This is a genomic window from Clavibacter michiganensis (assembly GCF_021216655.1).
Lineage (GTDB): Bacteria > Actinomycetota > Actinomycetes > Actinomycetales > Microbacteriaceae > Clavibacter > Clavibacter michiganensis.
On sequence record NZ_CP080437.1, the window covers coordinates 2,621,883 to 2,641,618 of the forward strand.

Genomic DNA, 19,736 nt, shown 5'->3' on the forward strand with positions numbered 1-19,736 from the left:
TGCCGCTCGCCCGCGCCCCTGACGCGGCCCGCGCCGCCTCCGACATCCCGCACGACCCCTCCGAGAGAGAGACACCATGACCGACACCGCATCCCCGCTCCGCGTCACCGTCTGGGGCGAGAACCGCCACGAGCAGATCGAGCAGCACGTCCGCGACCGCTACCCGACCGGGATGCACGGCGCCGTCGCCGAGGGCGTGCAGGAGAACCTGCCCGACGCGCACGTCGAGATCGCGACCATGGACCAGCCCGAGCACGGCCTCACCGAGGAGCTGCTCGCCCGCACCGACGTGCTCACCTGGTGGGGCCACGCGGCCCACGCCGAGGTGGACGACGAGGTCGTCGCGCGCGTGCACCGCCACGTGCTCGACGGGATGGGCCTCATCGTGCTGCACTCCGGGCACTGGTCGAAGATCTTCACGAAGCTGATGGGCACCACGTGCACCCTCCGCTGGCGCAGCGAGCACGACCGCGAGCTGGTGTGGACCGTGAACCCGCAGCACCCCATCACGCGCGGCGTGCCGAACCCGATCGTCATCGACGAGCAGGAGATGTACGGCGAGTACTTCGACGTGCCCACGCCCGACGAGCTCGTCTTCATCTCGGGCTTCACGGGCGGCGAGGTGTTCCGTAGCGGCATGACCTACCGCCGCGGCTTCGGCCGGATCTTCTTCTTCTCGCCCGGCGACCAGGACTTCCCCGTGTACCACCACCGGGACGTCCGCCGGGTGATCGCCAACGCGTGCGAGTGGGCGCGGCCCGACCGCCGCGAGACGCCCACGCTGCTGCGCTACGAGCTCGGCGAGTACTACGACGGCACCGACTACGCCGGGGCGCTCGAGCGATGACGGCCGTCGAGGAGCGCACGGGCCCGGCTCACCGGATCGTCGCGCCCGCCGACGGCGCGCGCCTGCGGGTCGTGCAGGTCGGCGCGGGCGGCATGGGACGGCAGTGGCTGCAGACCATCGCGGAGGACCCCGACGTCGAGCTCGTGGGCGTCGTCGACCTCGACGAGGAGGCGGCGCGGGCGGGCGCGTCCGCGCACGGGGCGTCGGCGGAGGCGTCCACCGACCTCGGCGAGCTGATCGCCCGGGTCCGGCCCGATGCCGTCATCGACGTCACGATCCCGCGCGCGCACCACCCCGTCACCACGCAAGCGCTGTTCGCCGGGATCCCGGTGCTCGGCGAGAAGCCCGTCGCGCTCACGGTCGCCGAGGGGCTGTCGCTCGCGGCGGCCGCGGAGATCACGGGCGAGCTGTTCATGGTCAGCCAGTCGCGCCGCTACAACGACCACCTCGTCGCGCTCAAGCGGCGGGCGGCCGACCTCGGCGGCGTCGGGATCGTGACCACCGAGTTCTTCAAGGCCCCGCGATTCGGCGGGTTCCGCGAGGAGATGGACGACGTGCTGCTGCTCGACATGGCCGTGCACCAGTTCGACGCCGTGCGGTACCTGCTCGACGCGGATCCCGTGAGCGTCTACTGCGAGTCGTACAACCCCGCGTGGAGCTGGTACCGCGGCGACGCGGGAGCGACCGCGGTCTTCGCGTTCGAGGGCGGCGTGCGGTACGTCTACACGGGCAGCTGGTGCAGCCCGGGCGCGGAGACATCGTGGAACGGATCCTGGCGGGTCAGCGGCGCGCACGGCACCGCGCTCTGGGACGGCGACCACGACCCGACGAGCGAGATCCCGGAGGCGCCCGGCGGCCCGCCCGCGGAGCCCGCGGCCGCCGAGTCGGTGGGCGTGGAGATCGCCGGCTCGCTCCGCGCGTTCGTGCGCGCGCTGCGCACGGGCGAGCGGCCGCACGGAGAGGTGCACGGCAACGTGATGAGCCTCGCGATGGTGGAGGCCGCGATCGAGTCGAAGGACACGGGCCGGCGGCTCGCGATCGACGACGTGCTCGAGCGCGCCTACGCGACCGCGCTCGCCGACGAGCGGCGCGACGACGTGCGCGCCCGGCTCGAGGCGTGGCGCGAGCGGGGCGTGCGGGAGGCGCTCCAGGGGTCGCCGGCGACCGCTGGCCGCGCGGGCCCCGAGGGCGTCGCCGCCGTCGCCCGCCCGGCCGCCGCCGGGTAGCCTCGTCGGGTGGGGATCCAGTGACCGGGCACGAGACGGGCGACGCCGCGCGCGCGCCCGAGCCGCTCGCGTCGGTCGTGGATCCCGCCCGGTCGGTCCCGCTCGCGCCGGATCCCCGCTCCCGCGGCACCACGCCCGACCACGTCCGCCGCTCCAACCTCGCGACCGTCCTCCAGATCGTGCACGAGACCGGGCCCGCGTCCCGCTCCGAGCTGACCCGCGAGACGGGCCTCAACCGCTCCACCATCGCCGCGCTCGTGGGCGAGCTGCAGGAGCTCGGGCTCGTCGTGGAGTCGGAGCCGCCCGGCACCAACCGCGTCGGCCGGCCGAGCCCCATCGTCTCCGCGGATCCGCGCGTGGTCGTCTTCGCGGTGAACCCCGAGATCGACGCCGTCACGGTCGGCCTCGTCGGCCTCGACGGGGTCGTGCAGGAGCGCGTGCGCCGCGACACCGACGGGATCCCCACGGCCGCGCAGGCCGCCGACCTCGCCGGCGCGATCATCGCCGAGCTGCGCGCCCGCCTGCGCGCGACCCGGCCCGACGCGCGCGTGCTCGGCATCGGCGTCGCGGTCCCCGGCCTCGTGCGCTTCGACGGCGGGCTCGTGCGCCTCGCGCCGCACCTCGGCTGGGTCGACGAGCCGTTCGCCGCGCTCCTCGCCGAGGCCACCGGGCTGCCCGCGCTCGCCGCCAACGACGCGAGCCTCGCGGCCGTCGCCGAGGGGCGGTTCGGATCCGGCCGGGACGTCGACGACCTCGTCTACCTCAACGGCGGCGCGTCGGGCGTCGGCGGCGGCGTGCTCATCGGCCGCCGCCCGTTCGGCGGCGCGGAGGGCTACGGCGGCGAGCTCGGCCACACGCTCGTCGACTCCGGCGGCGAGCTCTGCCACTGCGGCGCGGTCGGCTGCCTCGAGACCACGGTCGGCCAGGACGCGCTGCTCGAGGTCACGGGCCTCGAGCGCGCCCGCGCCGACGAGCTGGGCGACGTGCTCGCGGCGGCGCTCGAGGCGGGGGATCCGGCCGTCACGGCGGAGGTCGAGCGGCAGATCGACAACCTGGCGGTCGCGCTGCGCAACGTGGTCAACATCTTCAACCCGTCGCTCGTGGTGCTCGGCGGGTTCCTCGGGTCGCTGCACGCGGCGGATCCCGACCGGATCCTCGCCCGCGCCACCGCCCAGGCGCTCCCCGGCGCCCGCGAGGCCCTGCGGATCCGCCGCGCGGCCCTCGGCCCCGACCGCCTCATGATCGGCGCGGCCGAGCTGGCCTTCGCGCGCGTCCTCGTGGATCCGTCCGCCGTGATGCGCGCCGCCGCTGACGCGGAGCGCACGACGGCGTGAGCGCGCCGGTGGATCTCGTGATCCTCGACTGCGACGGCGTGCTCGTCGACAGCGAGGTGCTCGCCGTCGAGGTCGACAAGCGCGTCCTCGCCGAGCTCGGCTGGGACGTCACGACGGAGGAGATCGTCGAGCGCTTCGTCGGGAAGTCGCACGCGACGTTCACGGCGGAGGTCGCCGCGCACCTCGGCCGCGACCTCGCCGACGACTGGGATGCGCCCTACGACCACTGGTACGCCGACGCCTTCGCGGAGCACCTGCGTCCGGTTGACGGGATCGAGGAGGCGCTCGACGCCATCGCCCTGCCGACGTGCGTGGCGTCCAGCGGCGGCCACCACAAGATCCGCGCGAACCTCGCGCGCACGGGTCTGCTCCCGCGCTTCGACGGCCGGATCTCGAGCGCCACCGAGGTCGCGCACGGCAAGCCGGCGCCCGATCTCTTCCTCCTGGCGGCGTCGCGCATGGGCGTGGATCCCGCGCGCTGCGTCGTCGTCGAGGACAGCCCGTACGGCGTGCAGGGCGCACGGGCGGCGGGCATGCGCGCGCTGGGCTACGCGGGCGGCCTCACGCCGGCCGACCGCCTGCGCGACGCCGGCGCCCTCGTCTTCGACGACATGCGGGATCTGCCGCGGCTGCTGCGCGGGCGCGCGGGCTGAGCCGGCGGTCGCGACCGGCCGGCCGACGAGGATCCGGTCACCCCGCGCCGACGGCCCGTCGCCGCACCGCGCGCACGACGAGCGCGCCGAGGATCCCGACGACCACCGCCACCGCGAGCCGCCCGAGCACGCCGCCCTCGCCGCGGAGCACCGCGCCGCCGACCATGCCGCCCGCGTCGAGGAGCTCCAGCGGATAGCGCAGGAGCACGCGGTTGCCGAGGGCGTAGGTGACGCCGACCACGATGGCCGTGCCCAGCCAGAGCAGCAGCACCGCGACGACCGATCCGATCACGCGGCCGACCGAGCGCAGGCCGGTGAGCGCGACGGCGATGCCGAGCACGACGGGCGGCACCCACGAGATCACCGGCAGGATCGCGTACGCCGCGTCGCTGAGCACCCCGGTCGGGCCCGGGGACACGAGCCCGCCGAGCCACTCGCCGAGCAGCACGACCGGGAACGCCGCCGCGACGACTGCGAGCCCGGCGGGCGCACACGCGAGGAGCGCGGCGACGACGGCTGCGAGCAGGATCATCGCCGCTGTGCCGCCCACGAACGCCACGAGGTAGACCTGCGCCTCGCTGATGCTCGCTCCCGTGCGGTCGCCCGCGCCCGAGACGTCGTCCATGCCGAGCCCGTCGGCCGTGACCGCGGACGTCTGGACGAGCGACACGACCTGCGCGGCGAGCAGCCCCGCGACCACGAGCCACGACCCGTGCCGGGGGAGGCGCGTCCGCAGCACGCGTGCGGCGGCGCCCGCGAGGCCGCCGCCCACCAGGATCACCGCGGCCAGCAGGCCCGCCGTGTACTGGTCGAAGGGCAGCAGCGCGAAGGGCATGTCGGCGGCGGACGTCACGTCATCCGCCCACAGGTCCTGCGGCGGCAGGCGCAGCCCGGCGAGGATCCACGGCAGCAGGCCGAGCGCCGCCGCGGCGACGCCCGCGGCCAGCGCGAGGAGCGCGCCGCGTACGCCGGGGACCGCGCGATCCGCCGGCCGGTCGAGGGTCGTGCCGGGCGCGGTGTCGGGCGTCGTCATCCGCCCACGCTATCGACGCGGTCGCCGCGACCGCGCGCCCCCGATCGGGCCGGCCTGTGCACTCCGGCGTCCGCCCGGGCGCGTCGTCTGCCTATGCTCGCGGCACCCGACCGACCGACCCGACCGCCTGACCCGACACCGCGCCCGACATCCTCCGCCCGCTCCTGAAGAACGGATCCGCCATGCCCCGCCGCGCCCTGCTCACCACGTCCGCGTTCGCCGTCACCCTCGCCGCCCTCCTCGGCGCCGCCGCGCCCGCCCAGGCGTGCCCGCGCGACCCGGCGGAGCAGCAGGCGGTCACCGCCGTCGCGTCCGCCGCGCTCGACCGCCTCGAGATCGCCGACGACGTGGCCGCGTCGAAGTACCTGTCGGGCAAGGCCGTGGCGGATCCCGCGCGCGAGCAGGCCGTCGTCGACGCCACCATCGCCGCCGCGAAGGCCGACGGGGTCGACCCGGTCGCCGCCGAGCGCATCATCCGCGCGCAGATCACGGCGAGCAAGCAGGTGCAGTACGCGCTCATCGCCTTCTGGCACGCGAACCCCGCGCAGGCGCCGACGACCGCGCCCGACCTCACCACGAGCGTCCGCCCGCGCATCAACGCGGTGGATGCGCGCCTCGTCCCGGCCATCGGCGCCGCGTCCGCCGCCCTCGCCGACCCGGCGTGCGGCCACCTCGTGAAGGACGCCCGCGGCCAGCTCGGCCAGGGCCTCGACGACGCGCACCGCAAGGCCTTCCGCACGGCCCTCGCGACCGTCTGCACGCCGGAGTCCTGAGCCGGCCCACCGACCCGGTCGGGCCAGCTGCCCCGATGCGCTGACCCGGCCGACCCACCCACGCGCGCGTCCGCCCTCCGGGGTGGACGCGCGCGTCCGCGCGTGGACCGCGGCTGCACGTCGTCCGCGTCAGGCGCCCTGCCCGCGCGGCCCGAACATGATCACGGCGACGCCGAGCAGGCAGACGACGGCGCCGATCACGTCCCACCGGTCGGGCCGGTAGCCGTCCACGACGGCGCCCCACACGAGCGAGCCCGCGACGAACACCCCGCCGTAGGCCGCGAGGATCCGCCCGAACGACGCGTCCGCCTGCAGCGACGCGATGAAGCCGTACGCGCCGAGCGCCATCACGCCGAGCCCGGCCCACCACCACGGCCTGCCCTCGCGCACCGCCTGCCAGACGAGCCAGGCGCCGCCGATCTCGGCGACCGCGGCGAGGGCGAACAGGATCACGGTGCGCAGCAGCATGCTCCGAGCATGGCGGACGGTCGCGCAGGGGTCGGCGCGTCACCCGGTCAGGCCGCCGTCACGCGGTCGACGCGATGTCCGCCGCGAACGCCGCCACCCGGTCCCGCAGGTCGTCGATGAGCTGGGCCGTCGCCGCCGCGGGGTCGAAGCCGAGGTACGGGATCGGCCGGGGCTTCCGCACGTTCGCGTTGCACTCGAAGTCGGTGCAGACGAGAGTGCCGACGGTGTTGCCGTTGCGGCCGGCGGCGCCCGCCCGGCGCGCGCCGTAGAAGACGACCGGGTTCGGCAGGCGCACGTCCTGGCACCACGTGCACTGCGCGCGGGATCGCGGTGCGGTCGCGGACTGCTGGAGCAGCACGCCGATCAGCTCATCGCCGACGGGCGCGACGACGATGCCGCGCTGCGGCGCCTTCGGGTCGCGCCAGCCGAGGAAGTCGAGGCGGTCCCAGGCGAGGTCGGCGAAGCCGTCGGGCAGGTGGAGGTCGCGCCGCTCGCGCTGCGAGGCGTTGACGAGCGATGCGCGGATGTCGGATTCGGTCAGGGGGAGCATGTGGTGCCCTTCGTGCGGGGTCGCGGCGGTGCCGCGGGAACGGGTGTCGGGGGTGCGGCCGGATCCTCGGGATCGACGGCGCGCCGGGTGCGGCCGGCCCTCGTGGGGCGCGGCGACGGATCCGGTGGCTACCTGGTGCCGACGGACGTGCCGCCGACGACCTCCCCACGCCCCGAGGGCGCCGCGCTGCTCGTGATGCTCACGCGGCAACGGTACCCCCGCGTGAGGGAATCGATCACGCGCCGGCGCGCCGAGCGTCAGCGCGACCAGGCGTACGGCGTGGTCGTCGAGCAGGCGATGAGGCCGGAGCGCTCGAGGATGGGGCGGGAGAAATCGGTCGAGTCGCTGTGCATGAGGGTGCGGCCGGCGGCGAGGGCCGAGCGCGCGCGGGCCGCGGTGAGCGCGCGGTATATGCCGCGGCCGCGCCACTCCGGCACGGTCGCGCCGCCCCAGAGGCCGGCGAAGTCGGATCCCGCGACGGGCTCGAGCCGGCCCGCCGACACGATCCGTCCCTCGGCCTCGGCCACCCAGAGCTCCATGCCGTCGTCGAGCCGGAGGCGGTGGAGGATCGCGTCGGCACGATCCGCGGACACCGCTTCGCCGAAGACCTCGTCCTGCATGGCGCTCATCGCCCGCACGTCGGCCTCCGCGGTGACGCGCCGGAGCGTCACGCCCGCGGGCAGCGGCACGTCGACCGCGAGTGCCCTGGCCTCGCCCAGCATGATCGACTCGCGCTCCTCGGCCACGAACCCGTTCGCGCGGAGTATCCCGTCGAGCCCGGGCGCGTGGTCGTGGCCGCGGGTCTTCCACTCCACGGTCGTGATCGCGGGGTCGTCGCGGTAGCGCGCGAGCGCCGCGGGGACGAGGTCGCGCAGGCCGGCCTCGTCGAGTCCGCCGAGGTCGGCGTACGTGATGAAGCCGCGCCCGCCGGGGAAGACGACGAGGCGCAGCGGGCCGAGCAGCCGCACGTCGAGCGCGCTCGGCGTCTCGGCGTCGGTGCGGAGCTGGGCGTCGTAGGCGGCGAGGAGGGCGGCGGCGTCGGTGGTGGGCATCGGGCTCACCGTACGGGCTCCGGCAGCCACCGGATCTCGATCCGCACGGCGTCCTTGACGAACGCGATGCGTGCGCCGGCGTCGTGCTCGCGCCCGTCCACGCGCACCGAGGCCGCCCGCGGCAGCCGCAGGGCAGTGCCGCCCGCGGGCGCCAGCCAATCCGCGCCCGGCACGCGCCGCACCGTGAGCGACGCGCCATCCGGATCCCAGTCGAGCCGGTCGACGACCAGGCCGCCGCGCGCGCGGAGCCCGGTGACGGATCCGCGCGCCCAGGCCACGGGCAGCGCCGGGAGGACCGCGAGCGACCCCGCGTCGGATCCCAGCAGCATCGCCGCGACGAGCGCGGGCAGGCCGCCGCTCGCGTCGAGGTTGAAGATGCGGCCGGCGTCGTGCCGGCTCGTGAGGGCGGGGCTCCAGTGGTCGACGGCGAGCCACTCCACGCACGTGAGCGCCGCCTCGCCGTCGCCGAGGGCCGCGGCCGCGAGGCCCACCTGCACCAGGCCGAACGCCATGCCCATGCGGCCGGGCGGCGCGGTCGGGTCCTCGGCGCGCCAGGCGATCTTCGCGGCGACGGTGGCGGCGGCCGCGGCGCGGAGCCGGGCGGACTCGTCCCCGTCTCCGACGAACGCCGGATCGATCTCGTCCCAGAGCGGGTGCAGCTGCGACGCGTGGCGGTGCGCGATCCGCTCCCGCCAGCGCGGATCCAGCCACTCGGCGAGCGTGCCGTCGTCGGCCACGCGGTACGGCGGCAGGTCGCGGACGACCGCGGCCCAGCGCGCGTCGAGGGAGTCGTCGCCGCGTGCCCGGCCGAGCAGGGCCGTGGCGCGGGCGGCGTCGCGGAGGATCGACACGTCCATGGTCGCGTCGGTCGCCGCCGGCATGCGCTCGCCACCCGGGGTGTTCTCCGGCGAGTAGGAGGGCACGAGGCGGCGCACCCCGCCGACCATCACCGTGGCGGTCTCGGCGAAGCGCAGCACGCCCTCCGCGAGCTCCCACAGCCGGTCGTCGACGATGCCGCGGTCGCCCGTCGTGGCGACGGCGTCGGCGGCGACGCGGAGGATCCAGCCGCCGCAGCCCTGCCAGAACGGCATCGGGTAGTCGGCGTCGAAGTGGTCCGCCCGTCCGTGCGTGGACATGCGCGCCGGCAGCAGCGTGCCCTCGGCGCCGTAGATGCGGCGGGCGTTCTCGCGGAAGTCGTCGAGGTGGGGGAGCACCAGCTCGAGCAGGGTGCGCGCGAGCTCCGGCGTGCCGGTGGGGATGAGGCTCGCGATCCCGCCGTTCTGCACGTTGCCGTTGAGCGTGTAGTCCGCCGACCAGGCCGGGCGCCAGGTGCCGTGCCACACGCCCTGCAGCGTGGCCGGCAGCTCGCCGGTGGAGGAGATGATCGCCGCGCGGCCGCTGGTGTACGCGACCTCGACGACGCGGCGGCGGGCCGCGGGGTCTCCGGCGCGGGCCGCCGCCCAGAGGCCCTCGGTGGTGGGATGCGGGTCCGCGTCGGCGTCGTCCGCGGGCGCCTCGCCGTGGAGGTCGAGGGCGGATGCCGCGACGAGCCGGCCGTGCGTCGCGCGTTGCGCGGCGCGCAGCTCGTCCCACGCGGGCGTCGTCGCCGGAGGGCCGTCGGGCGTCGGCGCCGCGGATGCGGGGCCCACGGCCACCGCCAGGCGCAGCAGCGCCGTCGCGCCCGGGCCGGTGCGGACGGTCATGCGCGCGGATCCGCCGTCGACCTCCCAGGCGCCGCCCGCGCCGCCCGTGCTGCCCGCGCCCTCCGCGCTGCCCGCGCCCGGCGCGTCGACCGCCGTGACCGACCGCAGCGCGTCGTCCCCCGCGCCGGCCTCGGCCGCGAGGATCCCGCGCGCACCGCCCGCCAGGGATGTCCGGACCGCCGCGGACGCGTCCGGCCCGCCCGTGTACAGCGCCGTCGTGTCGCCCGCGCCGAGGCCGAGCTCGACGACCGTCACGGAATCCCGGTCGGACTCGAGCGCCAGCCAGCAGACGGATCCGTCGCGCGGCGCGACGAGGCGCAGCGCGTGACGGCCGCCCGCGAGATCCGTCCACTCGACCGCCGCCTCGCCGCCGACCGGGTCCATGGTGCGACGCATCCCCGCCACTCCACCCGCGGTGCGGATCACGAGGGTCGCGCAGATGCCGAGCGGATCCGTCCATACGAGATCGTCGCCGTAGCCGCTGTCCCGCGCGCCCGCCATGAGCTCGGCGGTCGCGGTGTCGGGGTCGCCGGCGAGGAGGGCGCGACGGATCGCGTCGAGGCGGGGCCGGAGGTCGGGCGCGTGCGGCCGCGGGTTCACCGGCGGGAACCAGCGCTCGTGCGCGAGGGAGACGGTGATCGCGTCGGCGGGCCCGTGCGCGACGGCACCGAGGCGGCCGCTGCCGACGACGATCCCCTCCTCCCAGGTCGGTGCCGCGGTCGCGGTCGTGAAGACGGTCGCGATCGTGGATGCGGGGGAGGTCGGTCGGTGCGCGTCGTCGCGCGAGGGCGATCGGATGATCGGGTCCTTCCGGTCGGACGGTCGGTCGGCCGTGCGTCGTGGGCGGTACCACGGTAGCGAGCGGCACCGCGGCGGCGGGCGGGCCGTCCCGGGCGGAGGGCGGGGGCGGATCCCGACGGCGGTCCGCCGGTCCGCCCTAGGATCGCGGGATGCTCGGACCTCTCCAGCGCCTGGATCCCCCCGCCCGGCGCATCCTCATCGGCGCGCCGTCGGGCGCCGGCAAGACCACGCTGGCGCGGCGGATCCAGGAGCGCACGGGCACGCCCCACACCGAGATGGACTCCCTCTTCCACGGTCCCGCCTGGACCGAGCTGCCCACCTTCCGCGACGACGTCGAGGCCTTCTCCTCGCGCGAGGCCTGGGTCACCGAGTGGCAGTACACGACCCAGCTCGGGGACCTCGTGCCGTCGCGCGCCGACACCCTCGTCTGGCTCGACCTGCCCGTGGCGGTGCAGATGGGGCGCCTGATCCGCCGCACGGTCGTCCGCCGCTGGCGCCGCGAGCCGCTGTGGCACGGCAACGTCGAGCCGCCCATGCGCACCGTCCTCACCGACCCCGACCACATCGTGCGGTGGGGATGGCGGGGGCGCGCGAAGGTACGGAAGCGCGTCGTGCTCGCGGCTGTCGAGCACCCTCATCTCCGGATCGTGCGGCTGCGGTCGACCCGCGAGGTCGACGTCTGGCTGCGGGGGCTGCCGGCCGTGGGTCAGCCGCCGGTGCCGCCGGCCGCCGCGGGGTAGAGGTCGCTGCACCACATCCCGGCCGGGACCGGGCCGTCCATCGTCAGCTGCGGGAACGAGCCGAGCTGCGGCGCGTCGGACACCATGTCGGCGCCGTTCACGGCGGACCAGAGCGTGCCCGCGAAGTCCTCGCGCGTCGGATCCTGATCCGTGGCCCACAGCGCCACGCGATCGTCGGACACCGGCCCGCCGTCAGGGTCGTCGCCGACGGGCCCGATCGTCCCGGCGAGGGCCCAGACCTGCTGCTCGTCGTCCCACCGGGTCTCGAGCCCGTCGAGCCGCAACCCGGGGAACGGCCCGTCGTGCGCCGCGATGCTCGCGTTCACGGCTGCGAGCGCGGCGGGGGAGGCGTCGTCGCACTCGGCGTATCCGCCGCCGGCCGCGCTGTCGGGCGTGGGCGTCGGCGTGGGCGTGGGATCGGCGGTCGGCAGCACGACGGGCGGATCCTCCGCCGCGAGCCCGTCCGCCCCGCCGGGCGTCGCGCACCCGCTCATCGTGAGGACGGCGGCGGCGCAGAGCCCCGCCCAGGCGACGGTGATCCGCGGAGCGCTCATGCCCCGACGCTAGGGGGTCACGCGGCCCGGGCGGCGGGCTCGCGGCGATCCGCACCCGGAGTGGGGTGGTCCGCGGCGGACGAGCTGTTCTCGTCGCGCACCGCCCGCACGCCGCGCCTCCGTCACCAGCACCGCCGCCACGCCCGCGCCGCACAGCACGAACCCCGCGAGCGTCACCGCCGTGATCCGCTCCCCGAGCAGGAGCGCGCCCGCCGCCGCGGTCGTCGGCGCGACGAGGAACAGCAGCGCGTTGAGCGCCGTGATCCCCACCCGCTCGAGCAGCCACCAGTACAGGCCGTACGCGGCGAGCGTCGGCACGAGCGCGGCGACGGCGGTCGTGATCCAGAACGCCGGATCCGCGGGCGGCGCCAGGGTCCCGGTCGCGACCGCGACGACCACGAGCGCGGCCGTCGTGACGACGACGTGCACGGTCAGCGTCACGAGCACGGGTGGCCGGCCCTGCGACCGGCGCTCGAGGAACGTCCCGGCGACGAGGCACGCCATCGCCGCCGCGGGCAGCAGGTACGCGACCGGATCCGCATCCGCCGCCCCCGCCTGCGACCGCACCACGAGCACCACGCCCACGGCGCCGAGCGCGAGCCCGGCCCACTGCGCGCCGCGCACGCGGAGCCCGAGGAGAGGCCCGACGAGCGTCGCGACCACGAGCGGCTGCACCGCGTCGATGAGCGCGGTCGTCCCCGTCGCGATGCCCGCGCCGATCGCCGCGTACACGAACGCGCAGTAGCCGAGCTGCGCGAACGCGCCGATGAGCGCCTGCCGCCCGAGCATCCGCGGAGCGATCCCCCGGGCCGCGCCGGTCGCGACGAGACCCACGAGCAGCGCGGCGAGCGGCGCGAACCGCCAGACGAGCAGCGTCGTCGCGGGCACCTCGACCGTGCCGACGGCCGCGATGAGGAACCCCGAGCTCCACGCGAGCACGAACCCGGTGGCGGCCACGACGGTCACGAGCGATCGAGGTACACCGATCTGTCTACTTCCCATGGGCCTGACTATACAGAACGGTATAGTCGGCGTGTGAAGACCCCCGTCCCCGACCTCGCCCCGCTCACCCCAGGAGCCCGCCGCGTGCTCGACGCGGCGTCCGAGCTCTTCTACGCGCGGGGGATCCACGTGGTCGGCGTCGACGCGATCGCCGCGGCCGCCGGCGTCACCAAGAAGACGATCTACGACCGCTTCGGCTCCAAGGAGCAGCTCGTGGTCGCGTACCTGCAGCACCGCGACGCGCGCTGGCGCGAGCACCTCGCGGCGCGGCTGGCGCGCACGCCGGAGCCGGGGATCGACCGCGTGGTGGCGGTGTTCGACGCGGCCATCACCTGGGCCGTCGCGAACACGCCCAAGGGCTGCAGCGCGATCAACGCGCGCGCGGAGCTGGGTGCCGGCGACCTCGGTGCCGACGACGACGGCCACGACGTGCTGCCCGAGGTCATGCGGCAGAAGGCCTGGCTGCACGAGCTGCTGCGTGACCTGTGCCACGAGGCCGGGGTCCCGGACGCTGCGGCCACCGCCCGCACGCTGATACTGATCTACGAGGGCGGCCTCGTGACGCTCGGCATGGGCACGTTCGCCCACCCGATGGCGGTCGCGCGCGACGCGGCCCGGGCGCTGCTCGAGGCGGCGGCGTCGCCGGGAGCCGGACGGTGAGCGACCAGGCGACCTGCCCGTTCTGCGCGCTGCTGCGTGGCGAGCCGCTGGTCGCGCCGCTGCCGCAGGACGTCGTCGCCGAGCGCGATCGCGCGGTCGCCGTCATCGCCCCGCGCTGGTGGCCGCGCAACCGCGGGCACGCCCTGGTGGTCCCGCGGGTCCACGTCCGCGACCTCTACTCCGTGACGCCCGACGACCTGCACGCCGTGATGGACCTCGTGCAGGAGGTCGCCGTCGCGATGCGCGCGGCGTACGGCTGCGCCGGCATCTCGATCCGCCAGCACAACGAGACCGCGGGCGGCCAGGACGTGTGGCACCTCCACGTGCACGTGTTCCCGCGCGCGGAGGGCGACGATCTGTACGGATCCGCGCCGCTGCCCGGCTTCGCGTCGCCCGAGGAGCGCCTGCCGTTCTCAGGCCTGCTGCGCGAGGAGCTGTCCGCTCGTCGGCGGAGAGGTCCTGCGACCGGGACGCCGCGGCCCGACCCGGCCTAGCGTCGGAGGCACGAGCCGCGCGCGCACCCGACGCCCGGCCGCCCATCCGTCCGATCCGCAGGAGGAGAACCATGACCACCATCGCCATCGTGGGGGCCGGTGCTGGCCTCGGCGCCGCCGTCGCCCGCCGCTTCGGAGCCGAGGGCTTCGCCGTCGCGCTCATCTCGCGCAGCCAGGAGCGCGTCGACGAGCTCGCGCGCACGCTCGCCGACGAGGGGATCACCGCCCGCGGGTACGCCGCGAACGTCCGTGACCACGTGGCGCTCGCCGCCGCGCTCGACCGTGCGGCGCAGGAGCTCGGCCCCGTCGAGGTGCTCCAGTACAGCCCGCTGCCGCAGAAGGAGTTCCTGCGGCCGGTGCTCGAGACCACCCCCGGCGACCTCGTCGGCGCGTTCGAGTTCTCCATCCAGGCGCCCGTCGCCGCGGTGCACCAGGTGCTGCAGGGCATGCGCGTGCTCGGCCGCGGGACCGTCCTCTTCATCAACGGCGGGACCGCCGTGCAGCCGCTGCCGAAGTACGCCGGCACCTCCATCGCCTTCGCGGGCGAGAGCGCCTACGGGCAGATGATCCACGAGGCGCTCGCGGGCGACGGGATCCACGTGGGCCAGCTGATCATCCCGGGCGCGATCATCCCGGGCCACGAGGAGAAGGACCCCCGGGTGCTCGCGGACACGCTCTGGTCCATGCACCAGGAGCGCGGCGACTTCCGCCGCTTCGCCGCCGACATGGACGACGAGTAGACAGCGCGTGCGGAAGGGGAGGGGGAGCGACCCGGATGCGCTCCCCCTCCCCTCGGCCGTGCGGCCCTGAGGCCGTGCCGGCGGCTACTTCGTCGGCGTGGCCTTCACCAGGAACTCGACCGTGCCCTGGTCCTCGACGCTCACGAAGCCGAGGCTCGGGGCCTGCACGCCGTAGTCCGAGAAGGTGACGGGGATGGATCCGCTCACCTGCACGCCGTCGCCCGAGAGCGCGGCCTGCAGCGGCACGGTGACGGTCTGCGTGACGCCGTGCATGGTGAGCTCGCCGGTCGCCTGGACCGTCGCGACCTGACCGTCGGCGGGCACGGCCGCGTCGACGGGCTGGGTCAGCGTGAAGGTCGCGTCCGGGTACTTGGAGACCTCCATGGCGGTGCCGCGGAAGTACTCGTCGCGGGGGGCCGCGTCGGTGGCGATGCTCGCGACGTCGACCTTCACGGTCGCGGCCGAGAGGGTGGATCCGTCGACCGTGATGGATCCGGTCACGTCCTCGGTCTTGCCGACGACGGTCACGTCGGTGCCGTTGAGCACCTCGGCGACGCGGTACCCGGCGGTGCTGCCGGTGCCGATCTGCCACTCGCCGGACAGGTCGCTCGTGTCGAGCGTGGAGTCGGCGGGCGCGGCCGAGACGGACGGGGCGGCCGCGGGGGCGCCGACGATCACGTCGCGGTAGAAGGCGGGGCCGAACGCGGCGGCGCTGACACCGAGCACGACCACCACGGCCGCGCTCGTGCCGAGGATGATCTTGGTCTTCTTCTGCATGGGGGTCTCCTGATCCGGATGGTGCTCATCTGATCGCCGCGAGAGGCTGCGCCGACATCAGGGACGACGGACCAGCCGCGGAGATCGTTCACGGGCTCAGGGTCCTGCCAGGTTCGCGGATCCCCTGAGATGATTCCCGCGAGCGGTGAACCATCCGGCCGTCCGTCTCGTCGTGGAGGGAGGAGGCACGGATGACCACGGAGAGCACGGCCCGCATGCGGGCGCTGCACGATGCGCACGCTCCCGCGCTGCAGCGGTACGCGCTGCGGCTGACGGGGGATCCGGCGCTCGCCGAGGACGTCGTGCAGGAGGCGCTGCTGCGGGCCTGGCGCTCGCCGGCGATCCTCGCGGAGGACGACGAGTCGGCCCGCCGGTGGCTCTTCACCGTCGTGCGGAACCTCGTGATCGACGACAGGCGCAGCGCCTGGCGCGGCCGCGAGACGCCGACGGACGTGCTGCCGGAGGATCCCGTCGCCGACGCGTCCGACGCCATCATCGACCGCCTGCTCGTGGCTGAGGCGCTCGCGTCGCTGTCCGCCGAGCACCGCCGCGCGGTCGTCAGCTGCTACCACCTGGGTCGCACGGTCGTTGAGACCGCGGAACGCGAGGGCGTCCCGCCCGGCACGATCAAGTCCCGCCTCCACTACGCGCTCAAGGCGCTCCGGCTCGCCCTGCAGGAACGAGGAGTCACCCGATGAACGACCGCGCCGACGACATCCACGAGTGGGATGCCGCGTACGTGCTCGGCAGCCTGAGCGCCACCGACCGCGCGCTCTTCGAGGCCCACCTCGAGGGCTGCGACGCGTGCATGCGCTCCCTCGCCGAGCTCTCCGGCCTGCCCGGCGTGCTGCGGATGCTGCCCGTCGAGGAGGCGATCGCGCTCATGGACGAGCCCGAGGCCCCCGCCGTGCCGCAGCCCATCGCCCCGGCGCAGGACGCGCCCGGCCACCGCGTGCCGCGCCGCCGCCGTCGTCCCCTCGCGGGTGGCGCGCGCCCGCCGCTGTCGCGTCGCACGGGCAGCTGGATCCTCGCGGCCGCCGCCGTCGTGCTCCTCGTCGGCGGCGCGGGCCTCGGCTCCGCGCTCCGCGCCGGCGTGAGCGGGCCCGTCGCGGATCCGTCCCCGGCCTCCTCCTCGGCTGCCGGGGATCCGTCCGGGGACCTGTCCGAGGGCCTGCCCGCCGACGCCGTGAGCATGCGCTCCGATCTCGACGAGGGCGTCACCGCGAAGCTCGCCCTCACTCCGCAGCCCTGGGGCACGCGCTTCGACTGGAGCTGCGAGTACGCGGGCGGCGGCGTCGGCCAGGGTGCCTACGACCTCGTCGCGATCGACGACGACGGCACGCGCACGGTCGTCGCCAGCTGGGGTGCGGGCCAGGCGGAGTCCCGGCTGCTCGCCGCCACCTCCAGCCTCCCGATGGATCGGATCCGCACGGTGCAGATCACGCCCTCCGACTCCGACGTGGTGCTGGCGAGCCGGGACCTCTAGGCTCCGGTGCCCATGAGCCGACTCGTTCGCCGATCCGCTGCCGCCGACGTGGCTGCATGCATCGCGGAGTGCCTGGCGCAGGGGAGGCGCGACCACGCGGTGCGCCACTTCATCCAGCTCGCCGACGATCTCGCAGCTGCGCACGGCGAGGCTCGCGCGGCCATCGGGGCGGCCAGGCCGGAGACCACGGGGGAGCGGTGCTGGGACGCTGCCATCGCCGCTCTCGTCGAGCATCGCCTCCTCGAGGAGGGTCTACGGGTCCCGGCGTGATGCTCGACCCTGACACCCTCACGAGCGTCTAGTCGGGCGGTCGGCCACGACGGGACGGTCCGCGCATGTTCGCGAACGGCAGGCGCCCTTCGTGGTGCGCCATGGAGTCGGAGAGCATCTCGCACTCCTCATCCGACGCCCGGCGCGCAGGTGCGGTCTCCCGCCATGCGACGAGCAGCTGCGCGGCGTCGTCGAGGTGCCAGATCGCACGTCCCCCGCGATGCGCGATGGCCTTTCCCGATCCGAAGGCCGCGTACTCCCGGAGCCGTGCTCGGAGTCCACGTCGGATACCCGGCGCTCGCCCGGCCTTGCCGACGTAGACGACGGCGCTGCCCGCCACCCATTCGGCCTCGAGCCGCTCGGGCGGATACGACGGATCACGGCCCGTGAACGATCCGGCCGGGCTCACGGGGAGGAAGGCGGGAGGAGTCAGGGCCGGCCGCGCGACCACGTAGACGCCGCTCGCCTCCGGTGCGTCGTCCACAGCGCGGTCGAACGGCACGAAGCCCTCGAAGCCCGCTCCGCGCAGCCCGGCGACGCTCCAGTCCATGGTCGAAGGCCACGGCGTCGGGCAGCCGTCGACCGGATGATCCGATGCCTGGGATGAGTCCCCGCCCACCCCTGGCGCGCCGCCCCCGCCGCCCCGTAGCCTGGCGTTCCACACCTGAGGAAAAGCGAGCGGCGAGGATCCGATGAGCGACCCGGCAGCGCAGGCCGACGTGCCCGCGATGAGCGACGCCGACGCGGCCGTCGTCGCCGCCCGCTGGAAGCGCAACGCGGCCCTCTTCCTCAGCGGCCAGACGGTCTCGCTGTTCGGCTCGATGCTCGTCCAATACGCGGTCATGTGGTACGTGACGTTCGAGACCCGGTCGGGCCTCGCGGTCGCGCTCTACGCGGTCTGCGCGTTCCTGCCGCAGGGTATCGTCTCGATCTTCGGCGGCACCCTCGCCGACCGCATGAACCGCCGCGTGCTCGTCATCGTGTCCGACAGCTCCATCGCGATCGTCACGCTCGCCCTCGCCCTGCTGATGATGAACGGGGTCACCGACCTCTGGATCATCCTGCTCGCGGTCGCCGTGCGCTCCGTCGGCGCCGGGTTCCAGACGCCCGCGGTGCAGGCGATGATCCCGCAGATCGTGCCCCCGGAGCAGCTGCTGCGGGTCAACGGGATCTTCGGCACCATCCAGTCGGCGATGGCCCTGCTCGCGCCGGCTGCAGCGGGCGCGATCTTCGCCGCCTACGGCCTCGTGCCGCTCTTCTTCGTCGATGCGATCACGGCCGCCATCGGCATCGCGTTCCTGCTCTCGGTCGCGGTGCCGACCCTCGCGTCCATCGCGGACAAGACGTCGACGTACCGCGAGGACCTCGTCGAGGGGATCCGCTACATCGGCGGCGACCCGGTCGTCCGCTGGCTGCTCGTGGTCTTCGCGTTCGTCTTCCTGCTCACGGTGGCGCCGACGATCATCACGCCGCTGCTCGTGGCCCGCACCTACGGCACCGAGGTGTGGATGGTGGCGGTGCTCGAGATCGCGTTCAGCGTCGGCATGCTCGGCGGCGGCGCGCTCGTGTCGACGCTGTTCGCGAAGTCCGACCGCATGACGCTGATCCTCGTGAGCTGCTTCGGCTTCGCGGTGTTCACCGCGGGGCTCGGCCTCAGCCCCGACCTCTGGGTGTTCTACGGCTTCACGTTCGCGATCGGCCTGTTCGTGCCGCTGTTCTCCGCGCCGTTCATGACGCTCGTGCAGGAGACGGTCGCGCCCGAGATGCACGGTCGCGTCTTCAGCTACGTCGGCATCGTCATGGCGCTCGCGACCCCGATCGGCGCGGTCGCGTTCGGCCCGCTCGCCGACGTGCTCAGCGTGCAGACGCTGCTCGTCGCGGCGGGGATCATCACGGTCGTCGTGATCACGGTCGCCATCTCGCTGCCGTCCGGCCGTGCCGCGATCCGGCTTGCCCGCGCGAAGAGGTCGGAGGCGGATGCGGAGGACGCGGATGCTGGGCCGGGTGCCGGACCCGGCGCGACTCCGATCGACCCGGCGCGCGGGGCGCCCGGCTCCTAGTCCTCGGCTGGTTCCGTCCAGCCGCGCTCGGTGAGCTCGTCCGCGTACGCGGCGACCGCCCGGCCGTACTCCGGGAGGGTCGCGGCCAGCCGCCGCAGCGCCACGGCCAGCGCCTCCGCCGGACGGCCCGCGTCGTGCAGGGCGAGCGCGAGGAACGCGTCGCGGGCGGGTGCGTGCGCGTCGTCGGGCATCGCCTCGAGCAGCGCGACCGCCTGCTCGGCCTCGCCGACGTTCCGCAGGGAGCTCGCGAGCTGGATCACCGCGAGCGGCCGGTGCTCCGGATCCAGACCGCCGTCGAGCGCGGTGCGGTAGAGCGGCACTGCCTCCGCCTCGCGCCCCACGAAGTCGTGCGCGCACGCCAGCTCGAAGTGCGCCCGCGGATCGTCGGCCGGGCGCTCGGCGGCCAGCGCCCGCATAGCGGCGACGGTCTCGTCCGCGCGCTCGTCGTCGGCGGTCGCCCAGAAGGCGGCGACCCGGGCGTCCCAGTCGTCGTGGTCCATGCGCCCAGCCTGT

General features: G+C 75.2%; 23 protein-coding genes. 13 read left to right on the plus strand and 10 right to left on the minus strand.

Annotation, left to right across the window (positions count from 1 at the left end; translation table 11 throughout):
- Positions 1-76 precede the first annotated feature (76 nt).
- Genes K0V08_RS12410 through K0V08_RS12425 form a run of 4 tightly spaced genes read left to right on the plus strand, consistent with a single transcriptional unit; the run spans position 77 to position 4,060 of the window.
- Positions 77-847 (plus strand): ThuA domain-containing protein, encoded by a 771-nt coding sequence (locus tag K0V08_RS12410; RefSeq protein WP_011931493.1) that lies wholly within the window; start codon positions 77-79, stop codon positions 845-847.
- Entirely contained in the window at positions 844-2,073 is a 1,230-nt protein-coding gene (locus K0V08_RS12415; RefSeq protein WP_079531050.1) for a Gfo/Idh/MocA family protein, read from the plus strand. The genes K0V08_RS12410 and K0V08_RS12415 overlap by 4 nt, the downstream gene beginning before the upstream one ends.
- Before the next feature lie 20 nt (positions 2,074-2,093).
- Positions 2,094-3,407, plus strand: a complete 1,314-nt coding sequence (locus tag K0V08_RS12420) for an ROK family transcriptional regulator (protein WP_172403996.1) — start codon at positions 2,094-2,096, stop codon at positions 3,405-3,407.
- The gene (locus tag K0V08_RS12425; protein ID WP_079531053.1) at positions 3,404-4,060 is read left to right on the plus strand and encodes an HAD family hydrolase; all 657 of its coding nucleotides are present in this window, start codon (positions 3,404-3,406) and stop codon (positions 4,058-4,060) included. Before K0V08_RS12420 ends, K0V08_RS12425 begins: the two co-directional genes overlap by 4 nt.
- A gap of 37 nt (positions 4,061-4,097) precedes the next feature.
- On the opposite strand, the gene K0V08_RS12430 is transcribed toward K0V08_RS12425, so the two are convergent.
- On the minus strand, positions 4,098-5,093 hold the full coding sequence (locus K0V08_RS12430) for a hypothetical protein (RefSeq protein WP_079531055.1): 996 nt from the start codon (positions 5,091-5,093) through the stop codon (positions 4,098-4,100).
- 182 nt (positions 5,094-5,275) lie between these two features.
- On the opposite strand from K0V08_RS12430, the gene aroQ reads away from it, so the two are divergent.
- A complete protein-coding gene (gene aroQ, locus K0V08_RS12435) occupies positions 5,276-5,866 on the plus strand; it encodes a gamma subclass chorismate mutase AroQ (RefSeq protein WP_079531058.1) in 591 nt (196 codons plus the stop codon).
- Between the two features lie 129 nt (positions 5,867-5,995).
- Here aroQ and K0V08_RS12440 read toward each other — a convergent pair whose 3' ends face one another.
- The 4 genes from K0V08_RS12440 to K0V08_RS12455 all read right to left on the minus strand — a co-directional run bounded on the left by K0V08_RS12440 (position 5,996) and on the right by K0V08_RS12455 (position 10,551).
- A complete protein-coding gene (locus K0V08_RS12440) occupies positions 5,996-6,334 on the minus strand; it encodes a YnfA family protein (protein WP_011931499.1) in 339 nt (112 codons plus the stop codon).
- A gap of 58 nt (positions 6,335-6,392) precedes the next feature.
- Positions 6,393-6,884 carry an FBP domain-containing protein gene (locus K0V08_RS12445; RefSeq protein ID WP_079531061.1) on the minus strand — a complete coding sequence of 164 codons (492 nt, stop codon included), beginning with the start codon at positions 6,882-6,884 and terminating at the stop codon, positions 6,393-6,395.
- A gap of 257 nt (positions 6,885-7,141) precedes the next feature.
- Positions 7,142-7,936 carry a GNAT family N-acetyltransferase gene (locus K0V08_RS12450; protein ID WP_079533602.1) on the minus strand — a complete coding sequence of 265 codons (795 nt, stop codon included), beginning with the start codon at positions 7,934-7,936 and terminating at the stop codon, positions 7,142-7,144.
- A gap of 5 nt (positions 7,937-7,941) precedes the next feature.
- Positions 7,942-10,551 carry a glycosyl hydrolase family 95 catalytic domain-containing protein gene (locus K0V08_RS12455; protein ID WP_094182698.1) on the minus strand — a complete coding sequence of 870 codons (2,610 nt, stop codon included), beginning with the start codon at positions 10,549-10,551 and terminating at the stop codon, positions 7,942-7,944.
- A 38-nt stretch (positions 10,552-10,589) separates the two neighbouring features.
- Between K0V08_RS12455 and K0V08_RS12460 the strand changes: the two genes are divergently transcribed.
- Positions 10,590-11,180, plus strand: a complete 591-nt coding sequence (locus tag K0V08_RS12460; RefSeq protein ID WP_079531066.1) for a P-loop NTPase family protein — start codon at positions 10,590-10,592, stop codon at positions 11,178-11,180.
- Here K0V08_RS12460 and K0V08_RS12465 read toward each other — a convergent pair.
- Together K0V08_RS12465 and K0V08_RS12470 are read right to left on the minus strand one after the other, a co-directional pair.
- A complete protein-coding gene (locus tag K0V08_RS12465) occupies positions 11,147-11,734 on the minus strand; it encodes a hypothetical protein (RefSeq protein ID WP_079531068.1) in 588 nt (195 codons plus the stop codon). The genes K0V08_RS12460 and K0V08_RS12465 overlap by 34 nt on opposite strands.
- A 9-nt stretch (positions 11,735-11,743) precedes the next feature.
- Positions 11,744-12,736: a DMT family transporter gene (locus K0V08_RS12470; RefSeq protein ID WP_174240014.1), complete on the minus strand. Its 993-nt coding sequence runs from the start codon at positions 12,734-12,736 to the stop codon at positions 11,744-11,746.
- A gap of 33 nt (positions 12,737-12,769) precedes the next feature.
- On the opposite strand from K0V08_RS12470, the gene K0V08_RS12475 reads away from it, so the two are divergent.
- The 3 genes from K0V08_RS12475 to K0V08_RS12485 all read left to right on the plus strand — a co-directional run bounded on the left by K0V08_RS12475 (position 12,770) and on the right by K0V08_RS12485 (position 14,630).
- Entirely contained in the window at positions 12,770-13,396 is a 627-nt protein-coding gene (locus K0V08_RS12475; RefSeq protein ID WP_079531071.1) for a TetR/AcrR family transcriptional regulator, read from the plus strand.
- Entirely contained in the window at positions 13,393-13,890 is a 498-nt protein-coding gene (locus tag K0V08_RS12480; RefSeq protein ID WP_079531074.1) for an HIT family protein, read from the plus strand. The genes K0V08_RS12475 and K0V08_RS12480 overlap by 4 nt, the downstream gene beginning before the upstream one ends.
- Before the next feature lie 71 nt (positions 13,891-13,961).
- The gene (locus tag K0V08_RS12485; RefSeq protein WP_011931508.1) at positions 13,962-14,630 is read left to right on the plus strand and encodes an SDR family NAD(P)-dependent oxidoreductase; all 669 of its coding nucleotides are present in this window, start codon (positions 13,962-13,964) and stop codon (positions 14,628-14,630) included.
- Between the two features lie 84 nt (positions 14,631-14,714).
- On the opposite strand, the gene K0V08_RS12490 is transcribed toward K0V08_RS12485, so the two are convergent.
- The gene (locus K0V08_RS12490; RefSeq protein ID WP_043583105.1) at positions 14,715-15,407 is read right to left on the minus strand and encodes a YceI family protein; all 693 of its coding nucleotides are present in this window, start codon (positions 15,405-15,407) and stop codon (positions 14,715-14,717) included.
- Between the two features lie 191 nt (positions 15,408-15,598).
- Here K0V08_RS12490 and K0V08_RS12495 point away from each other — a divergent pair, with 191 nt between their 5' ends.
- Genes K0V08_RS12495 through K0V08_RS12505 form a run of 3 tightly spaced genes read left to right on the plus strand, consistent with a single transcriptional unit; the run spans position 15,599 to position 17,163 of the window.
- Positions 15,599-16,105 (plus strand): sigma-70 family RNA polymerase sigma factor, encoded by a 507-nt coding sequence (locus tag K0V08_RS12495; RefSeq protein WP_011931510.1) that lies wholly within the window; start codon positions 15,599-15,601, stop codon positions 16,103-16,105.
- Positions 16,102-16,893: an anti-sigma factor family protein gene (locus K0V08_RS12500; RefSeq protein ID WP_079531075.1), complete on the plus strand. Its 792-nt coding sequence runs from the start codon at positions 16,102-16,104 to the stop codon at positions 16,891-16,893. Before K0V08_RS12495 ends, K0V08_RS12500 begins: the two co-directional genes overlap by 4 nt.
- Before the next feature lie 12 nt (positions 16,894-16,905).
- Positions 16,906-17,163, plus strand: coding sequence for a hypothetical protein (locus K0V08_RS12505; RefSeq protein WP_143330932.1), 258 nt, complete (start codon positions 16,906-16,908; stop codon positions 17,161-17,163).
- Positions 17,164-17,191: 28 nt separating this feature from the next.
- Here K0V08_RS12505 and K0V08_RS12510 read toward each other — a convergent pair whose 3' ends face one another.
- Positions 17,192-17,713 (minus strand): hypothetical protein, encoded by a 522-nt coding sequence (locus K0V08_RS12510; RefSeq protein WP_079531080.1) that lies wholly within the window; start codon positions 17,711-17,713, stop codon positions 17,192-17,194.
- Between the two features lie 142 nt (positions 17,714-17,855).
- Between K0V08_RS12510 and K0V08_RS12515 the strand changes: the two genes are divergently transcribed.
- Positions 17,856-19,223, plus strand: coding sequence for an MFS transporter (locus K0V08_RS12515; RefSeq protein WP_079531082.1), 1,368 nt, complete (start codon positions 17,856-17,858; stop codon positions 19,221-19,223).
- Here the strand turns inward: K0V08_RS12515 and K0V08_RS12520 are convergent.
- Complete coding sequence (locus tag K0V08_RS12520; RefSeq protein WP_079531085.1) at positions 19,220-19,723, minus strand: tetratricopeptide repeat protein; 504 nt, start codon at positions 19,721-19,723, stop codon at positions 19,220-19,222. The two genes, K0V08_RS12515 and K0V08_RS12520, sit on opposite strands and share 4 nt — an antisense overlap.
- Between the last annotated feature and the right edge of the window lie 13 nt (positions 19,724-19,736).

Bases quoted from the DNA above. Each gene is read 5' to 3' on its own strand.
- K0V08_RS12505 (WP_143330932.1), top strand. From the start codon at position 16,906: ATGAGCCGACTCGTTCGCCGATCCGCTGCCGCCGACGTGGCTGCATGC.
- K0V08_RS12440 (WP_011931499.1), bottom strand. From the start codon at position 6,334: ATGCTGCTGCGCACCGTGATCCTGTTCGCCCTCGCCGCGGTCGCCGAG.
- K0V08_RS12520 (WP_079531085.1), bottom strand. From the start codon at position 19,723: ATGGACCACGACGACTGGGACGCCCGGGTCGCCGCCTTCTGGGCGACC.
- K0V08_RS12470 (WP_174240014.1), bottom strand. From the start codon at position 12,736: ATGGGAAGTAGACAGATCGGTGTACCTCGATCGCTCGTGACCGTCGTG.
- K0V08_RS12415 (WP_079531050.1), top strand. From the start codon at position 844: ATGACGGCCGTCGAGGAGCGCACGGGCCCGGCTCACCGGATCGTCGCG.
- K0V08_RS12430 (WP_079531055.1), bottom strand. From the start codon at position 5,093: ATGACGACGCCCGACACCGCGCCCGGCACGACCCTCGACCGGCCGGCG.
- K0V08_RS12445 (WP_079531061.1), bottom strand. From the start codon at position 6,884: ATGCTCCCCCTGACCGAATCCGACATCCGCGCATCGCTCGTCAACGCC.
- K0V08_RS12450 (WP_079533602.1), bottom strand. From the start codon at position 7,936: ATGCCCACCACCGACGCCGCCGCCCTCCTCGCCGCCTACGACGCCCAG.
- K0V08_RS12515 (WP_079531082.1), top strand. From the start codon at position 17,856: ATGAGCGACCCGGCAGCGCAGGCCGACGTGCCCGCGATGAGCGACGCC.
- K0V08_RS12465 (WP_079531068.1), bottom strand. From the start codon at position 11,734: ATGAGCGCTCCGCGGATCACCGTCGCCTGGGCGGGGCTCTGCGCCGCC.
- K0V08_RS12500 (WP_079531075.1), top strand. From the start codon at position 16,102: ATGAACGACCGCGCCGACGACATCCACGAGTGGGATGCCGCGTACGTG.
- K0V08_RS12460 (WP_079531066.1), top strand. From the start codon at position 10,590: ATGCTCGGACCTCTCCAGCGCCTGGATCCCCCCGCCCGGCGCATCCTC.
- K0V08_RS12510 (WP_079531080.1), bottom strand. From the start codon at position 17,713: ATGGACTGGAGCGTCGCCGGGCTGCGCGGAGCGGGCTTCGAGGGCTTC.
- K0V08_RS12485 (WP_011931508.1), top strand. From the start codon at position 13,962: ATGACCACCATCGCCATCGTGGGGGCCGGTGCTGGCCTCGGCGCCGCC.
- K0V08_RS12495 (WP_011931510.1), top strand. From the start codon at position 15,599: ATGACCACGGAGAGCACGGCCCGCATGCGGGCGCTGCACGATGCGCAC.
- K0V08_RS12490 (WP_043583105.1), bottom strand. From the start codon at position 15,407: ATGCAGAAGAAGACCAAGATCATCCTCGGCACGAGCGCGGCCGTGGTG.
- K0V08_RS12410 (WP_011931493.1), top strand. From the start codon at position 77: ATGACCGACACCGCATCCCCGCTCCGCGTCACCGTCTGGGGCGAGAAC.
- aroQ (WP_079531058.1), top strand. From the start codon at position 5,276: ATGCCCCGCCGCGCCCTGCTCACCACGTCCGCGTTCGCCGTCACCCTC.